The 12,719-nt window shown below is 55.5% G+C and carries 12 protein-coding genes; 8 read left to right on the top strand and 4 right to left on the bottom strand.

Annotation, left to right across the window (positions count from 1 at the left end):
* Positions 1-112: 112 nt before the first annotated feature.
* The 6 genes from GTU79_RS21570 (at position 113) to GTU79_RS21595 (ending at position 6,935) form a co-directional block, all read left to right on the top strand.
* Positions 113-1,708, top strand: a complete 1,596-nt coding sequence (locus GTU79_RS21570; RefSeq protein ID WP_203524704.1) for an ABC transporter substrate-binding protein — start codon at positions 113-115, stop codon at positions 1,706-1,708.
* A gap of 377 nt (positions 1,709-2,085) precedes the next feature.
* The gene (locus GTU79_RS21575) at positions 2,086-3,024 is read left to right on the top strand and encodes an ABC transporter permease (RefSeq protein WP_203524705.1); all 939 of its coding nucleotides are present in this window, start codon (positions 2,086-2,088) and stop codon (positions 3,022-3,024) included.
* Complete coding sequence (locus GTU79_RS21580) at positions 3,021-3,872, top strand: ABC transporter permease (RefSeq protein ID WP_132926430.1); 852 nt, start codon at positions 3,021-3,023, stop codon at positions 3,870-3,872. The genes GTU79_RS21575 and GTU79_RS21580 overlap by 4 nt, the downstream gene beginning before the upstream one ends.
* 21 nt (positions 3,873-3,893) lie before the next feature.
* Positions 3,894-4,916, top strand: a complete 1,023-nt coding sequence (locus tag GTU79_RS21585) for an ABC transporter ATP-binding protein (protein ID WP_203524706.1) — start codon at positions 3,894-3,896, stop codon at positions 4,914-4,916.
* Between the two features lies 1 nt (position 4,917).
* Positions 4,918-5,910, top strand: a complete 993-nt coding sequence (locus tag GTU79_RS21590; protein WP_203524707.1) for an ABC transporter ATP-binding protein — start codon at positions 4,918-4,920, stop codon at positions 5,908-5,910.
* A gap of 62 nt (positions 5,911-5,972) precedes the next feature.
* Positions 5,973-6,935: an isoaspartyl peptidase/L-asparaginase family protein gene (locus GTU79_RS21595; RefSeq protein WP_132926424.1), complete on the top strand. Its 963-nt coding sequence runs from the start codon at positions 5,973-5,975 to the stop codon at positions 6,933-6,935.
* Positions 6,936-6,947: 12 nt separating this feature from the next.
* On the opposite strand, the gene GTU79_RS21600 is transcribed toward GTU79_RS21595, so the two are convergent.
* From GTU79_RS21600 to GTU79_RS21615, 4 genes are all read right to left on the bottom strand, one after another.
* Entirely contained in the window at positions 6,948-7,268 is a 321-nt protein-coding gene (locus tag GTU79_RS21600; RefSeq protein WP_214513346.1) for an RpnC/YadD family protein, read from the bottom strand.
* A complete protein-coding gene (locus tag GTU79_RS31565; protein ID WP_420854199.1) occupies positions 7,262-7,390 on the bottom strand; it encodes an Rpn family recombination-promoting nuclease/putative transposase in 129 nt (42 codons plus the stop codon). Before GTU79_RS31565 ends, GTU79_RS21600 begins: the two co-directional genes overlap by 7 nt.
* A gap of 400 nt (positions 7,391-7,790) precedes the next feature.
* A complete protein-coding gene (locus GTU79_RS21610) occupies positions 7,791-9,617 on the bottom strand; it encodes a methyl-accepting chemotaxis protein (protein WP_203524709.1) in 1,827 nt (608 codons plus the stop codon).
* Between the two features lie 154 nt (positions 9,618-9,771).
* Positions 9,772-10,083, bottom strand: coding sequence for a hypothetical protein (locus tag GTU79_RS21615; protein ID WP_203524710.1), 312 nt, complete (start codon positions 10,081-10,083; stop codon positions 9,772-9,774).
* 66 nt (positions 10,084-10,149) lie between these two features.
* On the opposite strand from GTU79_RS21615, the gene ppk1 reads away from it, so the two are divergent.
* Positions 10,150-12,228: a polyphosphate kinase 1 gene (ppk1, locus tag GTU79_RS21620; RefSeq protein WP_203524775.1), complete on the top strand. Its 2,079-nt coding sequence runs from the start codon at positions 10,150-10,152 to the stop codon at positions 12,226-12,228.
* 129 nt (positions 12,229-12,357) lie between these two features.
* Positions 12,358-12,483, top strand: a complete 126-nt coding sequence (locus GTU79_RS31035) for a hypothetical protein (RefSeq protein ID WP_275956905.1) — start codon at positions 12,358-12,360, stop codon at positions 12,481-12,483.
* Positions 12,484-12,719 lie beyond the last annotated feature (236 nt).

Genomic DNA, 12,719 nt, shown 5'->3' on the forward strand with positions numbered 1-12,719 from the left:
GATGACTCAAATATTGTACCAGTACACTAGAACAGATCGGCAACAGCACCATCATTCCGCAGCCTGATGCTGCGTAACGATCACATTTTTCGACGATCAAAGGGGCGTGGCAATGACGGCATTATCTAAAATAACCCTGATAGCATTACTGACGGCAAGCGCTCTGGGCCTCTCGGCCGCCCAGGCCGCCGACGCCGTACAACGCGGCGGGACGCTGGTTTACGGGCGCTATGCCGACAGCACGTTTCTAGAGCCGGTGTTTAACGACAGCAATAACGACATCTGGATTCTTTCGAATCTGTACGACACGTTGCTTGAGCCTACCCGCGACGGCAAAGGCGTCGAGCCTGGCCTGGCCACCGCCTGGCAAGTGGCCGGCGACGGCAAGAGCGTGACCCTGACGCTGCGCCCCGGCACCCGTTTTTCAGACGGCTCGCCGATTACCGCCCAAGACGTGAAGTGGTCCCTTGAACGCGCCAGCAAACCCGGTAACGGAATTTGGCAGTTTATGGTCAGCGCAATCGATAGCGTCACCATCAAGGATCCGCAGACCGTGGTCATCAACCTGTCCCATCCCGACCCGGCCATTCTCACCGCACTGACGGTCTTCAATACCTCCATCATGCCGGAGAAAGCCTTCGAGGCCGCGCCGGGCAATACCGATCGCGAAAAAGCCACCGCCTTCGCCGAGCATCCGGTGGGTTCCGGACCCTTTGTGTTGAAAGCCTGGCAGCATAACTCCACCATGACGCTTACGCGTAATCCCTATTATTGGCGCAAGGGCGAGGATGGCAAAGCGCTGCCTTATCTCGACAACATCACCTTTGAAATCGTGCCTGACGATGCGACCCGTATCCTGAAGCTGCAGTCCGGCGAACTGGACGGCGCCGAATTCATTCCCTACTCCCGGGTCAATGAATTAAAGGGCCAGCCGTCGCTGAACATGGTGCTGTATCCTTCCACCCGCGTGGAATACGCCAGTATGAACGTGCGGCCGCAAATCGACGGCAAACCCAACCCGCTGGCGCAGCCCAAGGTACGCCAGGCGCTGAACTACGCCACCGACAAAGAGGGCGTGATCCAGCTGGTAACCTACGGCATCGGGAAGCCGATGACCTCCTTTATGTCCACCTCCACCCCCCTGAATTCCGGCACGGCCCCCTTGTATCCGGTGGACGTGGCGAAAGCCAAGACCCTGATGAAGGAAGCGGGCTATCCGTCAGGCTTTAGCACCAGCCTGATGATCCTGGCCGGCAACGAAGACGACATCAGCATCGCCACCGCCCTGCAGCAAATGTGGTCGCAGATTGGCGTTACCGTCACCATCAGCCAGGTGGATAACGCCACCCGTACCGAGCGTTACCGTAAAGGGGATTTCAACATGCGCCTGTCCCCCTGGACCGACGATATTGCCGATCCCAATGAAATCGCCTCCTACTTCGCCTATTCAAAGAATATCGATGCGCTGCACTCCGGCTGGAAAAATGACCAGGTAGACCAGCTGTTTGAAGCCTCGCAAAAGGAGATGGACCCGGTTAAACGGGCGGCGGATTACAAGCAGATCCAGGATATCTACAACAGCACCGGTCCGACGGTTCCGCTGTATGAAAGCTCCTATCCGGTGGCGCTGAAAAAGAGCGTGCATGATTTTGTGCAGATCCCCCTGGGGAACAATATCTTCACCGCCACCTGGCTGAGTAAGAAATAACCTTTGGCATCGTCCATCGCAGATAGCGCAGCCAACGCGGCTGCAACGCGAAAGATTACTGGTATGCCCAGCAAGGCGGCAAGGCCGCCTCAGACTACTGACAAACGTACTCGGAGCTAATAAGGCGGGACAGGCTGCCAGAAGAGTAAACCGTCCGCGCCATGGACCAAAACGCCTGGAGCGATTTGGAACAACGCCGCTTGGCGTTGGCCCGTAAGGGCGGCTCTCAGGGAAGAGAGCCGTAATCGCGCGGATCGAGCCTACAGGGACGTATTTTCGGCGTGTTTACGATCTGGCAGCCTGTTCCGACCGGGCGCTTTGTCAACACGCTCAGGCGGAAAAGCCGCCTGCTTTGTACCTAGTCACTGGAGGGCCGGGTGCCTGAACTGACCTATATTCTGAAACGCATTCTGCTGATTATCCCGACGCTGCTGGTTATTCTGGTGGTGACGTTTGCCATCGTCCGCCTGCTGCCGGGGGACCCGGCCAGCGCTATGATAGGGGATCGCAGCACCAATGCCGATGTGGCGCGCATCAATAGCGAACTGGGCCTCGACAAGCCTTTGCCGGTGCAGTTTTTCCTGTTTGTCCGCCAGGTGGCAACGGGGAATCTGGGTAACTCGTTCGCCTTGCATGCGCCGGTCACCACCGTGCTTGTCGATCGTCTGCCGGTGACGCTGTTGCTCACCGCCATGGCGGGATTTTTTGCCCTGGTCATGGCCATCCCGCTGGCTTTTTACTCCGCCCTGCGGCGCAACAGCGCGGGTGACATGGCCATCCGCGGCTCCTTCCAGGTCACGCTTTCCATGCCGCCTTTCTATATCGGCCTGGTCTTGTTGACCCTCTTTTCAGCCCACCTGCATTTGTTTCCGGTGGGCGGCTATGGCGATACGTTCATTGACAAAGTGTGGCACCTTTTTCTGCCGTCCATGACCCTGGCCCTGAGTCTCACCGCAGTACTGATGAACAGCCTGCGGGCATCCATCATCGCCGTACTGGATGCGGAATATGTCACCTTTGCCCGGGCCAAGGGGCTGAGCAACCGCGTTGTCCTGCTACGCCATGTTTTGCGCAACTCGCTTATTCCCATGCTTTCCCTGTTTGCCCTTAACATCGGCACCATTATCGGCAGCGCGGTGATTACCGAAACCGTTTTTGCCGTACCGGGTATCTGCCGGCTGATGGTGGACAGCATCTTCAGCCGTGACTACCCCATGGTTCAGGGACTGGTTATTGTCCTGGCGGTGCTGGTTTCGCTGATCTTTTTAGCCACCGATATCGTTCAGGTGATGCTCGACCCCAGGAGGGCAAGATGACAACCCTGCCGCTGCGGCGCTCTTTGACCCGTTCATGGCGTAACCACCTGCCCTGGCCTTCCCTGCTCAGCCTGTTGATTTTGGCCTTCGGTCTGGCGGCCTCGTTTTTCCCCGGTTGGATAGCGCCGTTTGATCCGCTGCAGTTCGACTATCGGGCCATCCTCAAAGGCCCTTCCGCCCAGCATTTGTTCGGTACCGATAATTTCGGCCGTGATGTGTTTAGCCGGGTGATTTATGCCTGGCGCATCGATCTGGAGATAGCCCTGTTCACCACGCTGTTTCCCATGATATTCGGTACCCTAATGGGACTTCTGGTGGGCTTTTACGGCGGTATCGTGGAAACCCTGTTCCAGCGCGTGGTGGACGCGGTGATTACCTTCCCGCTGCTGGTGCTGGTGATTGCCATCGTGGCCATTCTGGGCCCGGGGCTGAACAGTATGTATATCGCGGTGGGCATCATCTACTGGGTATTTTACGCCCGCCTGATTGCCGGCGAGGTCAGCGTGCAAAAACGGCTGGATTATATCGCCGCCGGCAGGGTTATGGGATACAGCCACCTGCGCATCATCTTCCGCCATTTATTGCCTAACGTGGTCACCACTACGCTTGTGTACTGGATGACCGACATGGCGCTGGCGATATTGCTCGGCTCCAGCCTGGGCTATCTCGGGCTGGGGGCACAGCCGCCCACGGCGGAATGGGGAGTGTTGATCGCCTCGGGCAAAAATTTCATGGATACCGCCTGGTGGATCACGATATTTCCCGGCTTTGCCATTGTGATTACCGGCCTGGGCTTCAGCCTGCTCGGCGACACCCTGGCGGAACTTTTACGTCCCGGCAGCCGTTAACCCAACTGCGGAGTGACATTGATGAATACGCCATTAAGCGGACGCGAACCCGCGCTGTTAGAGGTCACCAACCTCAATACCCGCATTCATACCGCCCGCGGCGAACTGCCCGCCATACAAGACGTCAGCCTTACGCTGCGGCAGGGGGAAATTCTGGGACTGGTGGGAGAATCCGGCTCGGGTAAAAGCGTGACGCTACGATCCCTGTTAAAGCTGATGCCCACCTCGGCACGGGTGACGGGGTCGGTAAAATGGCAAGGGCGCGAACTGGCCGAACTGGATGCCGCCGCCATGCGCGCGGTGCGCGGTGGGGAAATCGCCATGATTTTCCAGGAGCCGATGATAGCCCTCAACCCGGTGCTCACCGTGTGGCGGCAGATTGAAGAAAGCCTGCACGCCCATACCAAACTGAACCGGAAAGCCAGGCGGCAGCGCGCCATCGAGTTACTGAACCAGGTGGGCATTCCCGCGCCGGAAAGCCGCCTTGACGATTATCCGCACCAGTTCTCCGGCGGGATGCGCCAGCGCGTGATGATAGCCATCGCCCTGGCGGGAAGTCCCAGGCTGTTGCTGGCGGACGAACCCACCACCGCGCTGGATGTGACCATTCAGGAACAAATCCTCAAGCTGATGCTCACTTTGCGTGATCAGCTCAGCATGGGAATTATTTTCGTCACGCACGATCTCGGCGTAGTGGCGCAGCTCTGCGACCGCGTTGCCGTGATGTATGCCGGGCGCATCGTGGAAACCGCACCGGTGGCGGACTTACTGCAACGTCCCCGCCATCCATATACCCAGGGACTTATCGCGTCGGTTCCCCAGTCCGGCGATGCGCGCACCGCGCTGCGTTCAATCGAAGGCACTCCCCCTTCGCTGCTGGATCTGCCCCTGGGGTGCAGCTTTAACCCCCGCTGCCCCTACAGCACTGATTTATGCCGGCTGCAGGTGCCGACCCTGGACCGGCTGTCGGAAAACAGGCAGGTGGCCTGCCATCACCATCAGCGTATTCAGACATACCTGGCTGAGCAGTTGGAGAGAGCATGAAATGAGCAATCCCTCTCGCGAGATCCCCATTATCAGCGTGGAAGACGCCATGGTGCATTTCCCGGTTAAGCAATCCCTCTCGCAATATATAAAGGGTGAGCCGAAAAAATTCATCCAGGCGCTTAACGGCGTGCGACTGGAGATTACACGCGGCGAGACGCTGGGCATCGTCGGCGAATCCGGCTGTGGAAAGTCCACCCTGGCACGCACCCTGGTGGGACTGGAAACGGCCACCGACGGGCGCGTGCGTTTCAAGGGACAGGATATCGCCGAACTGCGAGGTCATCAGCGGCGCAGCTTCAACCGTCAGGTGCAGATGATTTTCCAGGATCCCTACGGCTCGCTGAATCCGAGAATGACCGTTGGCCAAATGCTCAAGGAAGCCCTTTCGGTGCACCATGTCCTGCCGAAGAAAGGGATCCCGGCCCGGATCCGGGAATTGATGACGCTGGTGCGCCTGCCCGCGGATGCCATCGACAAATATCCCCATGAATTTTCCGGCGGACAGCGCCAGCGCATCGGCATCAGCCGGGCTCTGGCGGTGGAACCGGAAGTGCTGGTGGCGGATGAACTGGTCTCGGCGCTGGATGTTTCCGTCCAGGCGCAGGTGGTGAACCTGCTGCTGGATTTACAGCAAAAGCTGTCGTTGACGGTGCTGTTTGTCGCCCACGATTTGCGGCTGGTACGCCATATTTCACACCGGGTGGCGGTAATGTACCTTGGAGAAGTGATGGAGGTAGGCGATACCGAGACTTTATATGAGACGCCTCTTCATCCCTACACCCAGGCGCTGCTCCGCGCCGCCCCTACCCTTGATCCCGCCGACCGGGGAAAAAACGTCAGCCTCACAGGCGAGCTGCCCAGCCCGCTGGCTCCGCCGTCGGGCTGCCGGTTCCATACCCGTTGCCCCAAGGCCACCGATCTCTGCCGGGTCGAACGCCCGATATTGGCGGTGAAATCATCGGGACTGAAGGTCGCCTGCCACTGGGCGTAAAGCATGATGAATTCGCCCATTTCCGGGCATAATGCAATTGAAGCAATAATAAGGTAAACAGCATGATTGAGACTGTCTCCCCGATAGCATTGGCGCTCCACGGCGGCTGCGGCGTGATGGCGGAACACGAGATGACAGCGGACGAGTGGCATGCCGCCCGCGAGGCGCTCAAACAGGCGCTGGCGGCCGGCTGGCGGGTGCTGCACGCCCGTGGATCCGCGCTGGATGCCGTACAGGCCGCGGTGCTGGTGATGGAAGACTCGCCCTGGTTCAACGCCGGCTACGGCGCGGCCCTGAATGCCGATGGGGAGCATGAACTGGACGCGGCCATTATGTATGGCGCCACGCTGGCCGCCGGGGCGATATGCGGGGCCAGGCATATCCGCAATCCCATTTTAGCGGCCCGCCATCTGCTCGATGCCGGCGACAGCGTGTTATTGGGCGGCGCCGGCGCGGACAATTACGCCCTGGCCCACGGTCTGGCCTGCGTTGATGCCGATTATTTTACCACTCCCCGCCGCGTCGAAGCCCTCGCGGCCATGCGCCGCCATCAGACGGCAGGCACCTATAAAGCAGCGAAAGAAGCGGAAAAGCACGGCACCGTTGGCGCGGTGGCCCTTGACGGCCAAGGACATCTTGCCGCCGCCACCTCCACGGGGGGATACAATAACAAGCCCGCCGGGCGCATCGGCGACAGCCCGTTGATCGGCGCGGGCACCTACGCCCGGGACGGCATCTGTGCGATATCGGGCACCGGCCAGGGGGAGTATTTCATCCGCCACGTGCTGGCCCACGATATCGCCAGCCGGATAGTCTACGCCGGAGAAAACATCGAGGAGGCGACGGCGCACCTTATCCTTGGAGAGTTTAAACAGCAGGGCGTTGGCGCCGGCGCCGTGGCCATTGATGCAAAAGGCAATATCACCGCCCCATTCAACACGCTGGGCATGTTCAGGGGCTGGGTATTGCCTGACGGACGAGCATATGTCGCCAGCCATGCCGAACTCTATCCGGTGGATTTATGATAGGTTTTTAACCTAGACCGTAGAATCCATTAGCCCATCGAGTTCAGCATGGCTCAATCCGGTGGCACGCGCAATTGCGGCACGTTCAAGGCCCATGAACAGCAATTTACGGGCGATTTCTCTCGCTTGCTCGCTGCGTCCCTTTTGTAATCCCTTTTGTAATCCCTTCTGTTCCAATTGATCCGCAATAGTCATCAGTTCCTTCCTGTAACGTGGCGTATTTTTTGCCAGAATACTGAAAAAGACTTTATAGTCAAGGGCATTTCCCTCCTGCGCCAGATAGCGTAGCAGCGATTTCATCTGTTCTTTGCTGAGCTGTGCCCGCTTCAGCAAAAGACAATATCCATTAGCCGAGTGTTAATGTTCCTTTCCCTGATATGCTTTTGCACATACTCCAGCAATGCCGCTTTTCGGTGGGTTTTGATTTCATCATCCGGAATAACCGTCACATCCACCAAGGGAAATGGCTGACAACGTCGACATCGCCAAAAAATTTCCTGAATAACGAATCATGGGGTGTGGGGAAAGTTTTCATCGGCGCACTGTAGCGGTGTGAATATCTACAGAATATAAACACCATTTCGAGAAACTGAAGCGCAATATAAATTTTCGAGATATTTCGCATTTTAATGAAGCGCACCGACCTTTACTCTTTATTAACAACGACAATATATGAATATATCATTTTGAATCTAGCGAATATCTTGATTTATCGTGGAGGTGAACTGTGGTTCAGCGAGCGTTATCGTCCGGGCTTCAGGTCCGGACAGGGATTTATCCGCGGGATTTTCCAAATCAGCCAGGCGTGTATCGTTTCGCCCGACCGATGTTAATCTAAGTTCATACAGGCAGCCGCTATAAAATAAAGCTGGCCACCAGTTTTTCCAGTACCGCCGATTGATCCTCGAGCGTGCCGGCGGCAATTGAGGATTCGGTCACCAGGGCGGCATTCTGCTGGGTTGTGGTGTCCAGTTCACCGATGGCGCGGGCGATTTGTTCTATTCCCTGGCTCTGCTCTTCCGAGGCGGAAGAAATTTCCCCCATAATATCATTCACCCGCATGACCGAGGCGACTATTTGTTTCATGGTATCGCCGGCCTGCGCCACCAGTGCGGAACCCGCGTCAATGCGCGAAACGGACTCGCCGATAAGCATGGCGATTTCTTTCGCCGCCTGTGAGCTGCGCTGCGACAAACTGCGCACTTCGCTGGCCACCACCGCGAATCCGCGGCCCTGTTCACCGGCGCGCGCCGCTTCCACCGCCGCGTTAAGCGCCAGAATATTGGTCTGGAAAGCAATGCTGTTGATGACGGCGGTAATATCGGAGATTTTCTTTGAACTGGATGAAATGGCGTCCATGGTCGTGACGACATTTTTCATCACTTCACCGCCCTGATGGGCATTTTGAGTGGCTTCGCCGGCGATCAGGCTGGCATGTTTGGCGTTTTCCGCATTGTTTTTCACCGTCGAGGTGAGCTGCTCCATGCTGGCGGCGGTTTCCACCACGGCGGTGGTTTGCTGCTCGGTGCGTGAGGAAAGATCTGTGTTGCCCATGGCGATTTTAGCCGCCGACGACGCCACGGTGCCGACGCAGTCGCGCACATCGGAAATAATCGTACGCAGCTTGGCATTCATGCGCGCCATGGACGCGGTAAGCTGCCCCAGTTCATCATTACGATCGGAGGTTATCGACCCGCTGAGATCGCCATCCGCGATACGCTCGGCAACCGCCAGGTTGTTCAGCACCGGCCGGGTAATTTGCCGGGTGATATACCAGGAAACCAAAACGCCGAAAATCACTGCGATAAAGCCTATAATAATGGTAATGCTTGCCGACCCATAGGCCAATGCATCATTTTTTTTCTGCACGGCATTGATAATGACTTTAACCGCGGCACTGCTCTTATCCCCGGCGGCCTTGACGTTGTTTTCGGCCGCGTTTAAATTCTTGTAGTTTGTATAATAGGTCTCGCTGAGATTCTTATATCGGCCAAAATAACCCCACAAAGTATCGAACTGCAATTTTTGTTCCGGAGTCAGGCTGGCGGCCAAGTCCTGGTATTTTTTCTCATCATCCGCATAATTTTTTTGCAGCAGGGCCAGGGCATCATCGTTGCCTTTCAGCTGCAGATTGTAGGCGTTTTCTTTGATTTCACTAAAAGATAAGGCAAATCCATTGAGTTTATTCTCCAAATCCGCACCCAGTGTCTGGGTAAGCAAGGCGGTTTTGAAGGCGTCGATGGCATTCTCACTATACAGGTCATGCAATTGCGATTTAATCTCAACCATTTTCTTGGCGTAAGCGCTCATATTCTCTAATGATTTATTAAAATCGCCGAGATACAGGGCAATACCATCAAGATTATCGCGGGAGGTTTTATCCCAGGGCAACGCCTGTGCTTCTTGCGTCAGCAAGGTGGCGTGATCGATAAACCCGGCCATCACCTTACGTACGCCGTCATCAAGTGAATACAGATATTTAACGCGATTGACTTTAACCTGGAAGACATCGATATTGATATTATAGATTAAATTGGTTTTTTCATAAATATCGCGTATGGACTTAAACCGTTGTACGCTTAATCCTGAGGAAATAACCACCAATAATAAAATAATGCCAAATCCCAAGTAGAGCTTATGGGATACTTTAAAGCTGTTTATTTTACTTTTTAAATTAATCATAATATCTTTCCATATAAATTAACCTATCCAGACGTCGAATACATAATAAAATGTTCAACCTTGCTATCGGCCATTTCGTCCAGTTCTTTAGGCTATTTCGTGCCGGCTGCACATGCGCCTATGATTATTATGGCAGTTGCCTAATAATGGCGTTTTAGCTATTTTCGAGTTCATGCAGGGGATTGTTTTTAATAAACCCAGCGGATATTTCCAAGACAGCGCGCCGGCACGGCGGAAAACCGCCGGAATCTCCCAGGATAACCATCCCCATGTTGCGCAGTGGTACGACCGTCTGGGCCGCCGGCTGGCGGTCCGCTGCGCCATTGAACGACTCAATGCGCTGATTGCCCCAGCCTGAACCGGCTTTGCGCCCGGCTTGGGTGCGCTGACCGGGTATCCGGTCGGCACATGACGAGAATAAAATATTTTTATGAATCTGAGGCCAGACACGAATAATTGTCATCAACGACTCCCATAATAACTCTCATCATTGTCTGTTATACAAGGAGTTGCCGTGCCCCATAACATTCATATGGACAAGGAATTGAGTTGGCTCGCCTTTAACGAACGGGTTCTGCAGGAAGCGGAAGATCCCCACAACCCTCTGGTGGAGCGTATCCGCTTCCTGGGCATCTACTCCAGCAACCGCGATGAGTTTTATAAGGTCCGCTTTGCCGATTTGCGGCGGCGGCGACTCATCAGCGAGGCCCTGGAAACGGATACCGACATATGGCTACTGAACGAGGTACAACAGCGCATCAGGCAAAGCAACGATAAATTCGACGCTTTATATAATGACCTGCTCCGTGAACTGGCGCGCAACCAGATATTTCTGCTGAATGAAAACCAGATTTCCGAAGCGCAGCGTCAATGGCTGAAAAATTATTTTCGCCAGTCGCTGCGAACGCTGCTTTTTCCGATATTGATTGAACCCGATACCAGCCTGGTCACCTTCCTGCGTGATGAATACACCTATCTGGTGGTGGAAATGATCCAGGGCGCGTCGGCGCGCTATGCCATGCTGGAGATTCCTTCCGACAAGACATCGCGTTTTATTTCCCTGCCCGCCGACGCCGGATCGCGGCGCCGCAGGCCGCTGATCCTGCTGGATAACGTGATGCGTCTTTGCCTGGATGACATTTTCGGCGTGTTCTTCGATTACGATACCATCCAGGCCTATTCAATGAAAATGACCCGCGATGCGGAATTCGACCTGACCATGGAGACCGATACCAGCCTGCCCGAAATGATGTCTTCCGGACTCAGACAGCGGCTGAAAGCGGAGCCGGTGCGCCTGACGTATCAGCGCGATATGCCGGCGGATATGCTGACCATGCTGTATGACAAACTGGGCATTGAAGATCACGACTCGGTGATCGCCGGGGGACGCTATCATAATTTCCGCGACTTCATCCGCTTTCCCGATATGGGCAAGCGACGGCTGGTGAACGAGCCCCTACCCGCGCTGCAACACCCGCATTTCACCGGTTACCGCAATATGTTCGACGCCATCAGCGTACGGGATATCCTGCTCTATTACCCATACCATACCTTTGAACATACGCTTGAAATCCTGCGTCATGCCTCCTTCGATCCCAGCGTGGTCACCATCAGGATCAATATTTATCGGGTCGCGCGGCATTCCCGGGTAATGGACGCCATGATTCATGCCGCCAGCAACGGTAAAAAGGTGACGGTAGTGGTGGAGCTCCAGGCCCGCTTTGATGAAGCAGCCAATCTGGAATGGTCGCGCCGGCTGAAAAGCGCCGGCGTGCAGGTCGTTTTTTCGGTGCCGGGGCTGAAAATACATTCCAAGCTGTTTCTCATCAGCCGCCTCGAAGACGGTAAGCTGGTGCGCTATGCCCATCTGGGCACCGGCAATTTCAACGAAAGCACCGCCCGGCTGTACACGGATTACGCTCTGTTGACCAAAGATGAACGCATCACCAACGAAGTGCGGCAGGTGTTCAGTTTTATCGAGAATCCCTACCGGCGGGTAAAATTCAACTGGCTTATTGTGTCCCCGCTGAATGCCCGCATCCGGCTGTACCGGTTAATCGATGCCGAAATAGCCGCCGCCGCCGCCGGTCTGCCGTCGGGGATCAGGCTCAAGGTCAATAACCTGGTGGATACGGGATTGACAGAGCGGCTGTATGCCGCCTCCGCCGCCGGCGTGCCCGTTCGCCTGCTGGTACGCGGCATGTGCACGCTAGCCCCGGGTGTGCCGGGCGTCAGCGAGAATATCCAGGTTATCAGCATCCTCGATCGGTTCCTTGAACACGACCGGGTCTATCAGTTCCAAAATAAAGGTGCCCCCCGGCTGTTTCTTTCTTCCGCCGACTGGATGACCCGCAATATTGATAACCGTATCGAAGTGGGCGTGGAACTGCTCAGCGACGAATTGCGCAATCAGGTAAACGATATTCTTGACCTGCTGTTCAGCGACACGGTAAAAGCGCGCATCCTCGATCAGGAGATGAGTAACCACTATGTCCAGCGCGGACGGCGGCGCAAAGTGCGCGGGCAGTATGCGGTCTATCATTACCTGCAAAACCCCGAGCAGTCTGATGACACACAGGCCGCTGTCCTCGATAAATGCGCTGTTGAATGAAGAACATGCCGGGCGTCCGAGCGATTCGTTCGCCGCCGGGCACATTACAATTCTTTAATAAACCGGCTGGCCGCATTGATTAATTCTCTTTATGGATAATACTTGAACTACCTTTAAAAGGAGTTAACTATGCGACGTTTTCTGATGTGTATCGGTATTATTGCAATCACCGTGTCCCTGAATGGCTGTCCTTGGTGGCATGGTCACGGCGGCCACGGCGGCCGTGGCGATGCCATGGTGTCTGTACTTAAATAATTTTTAACCGACGCCCTTACCGGACGCACTGCAACAGTGAAAGGGTGGAAGTCAGGTCAATCAAGGCGCGGACGACTGCTCATTCACAGACTGGCCCAAAGCCAAAATATCCTGAAAGGATGTTTTGGCTAACTTTCTCCAAAAGATGTTGTTGTCAAGACCAGCTCTGCCACACTACTACGGATATAGTCAAGATCTGATGCTATGACGCTGATATATCCTCTATTATCACCTCT

It is taken from the genome of Sodalis ligni, assembly GCF_016865525.2.
Taxonomy (GTDB): domain Bacteria; phylum Pseudomonadota; class Gammaproteobacteria; order Enterobacterales; family Enterobacteriaceae; genus Acerihabitans; species Acerihabitans ligni.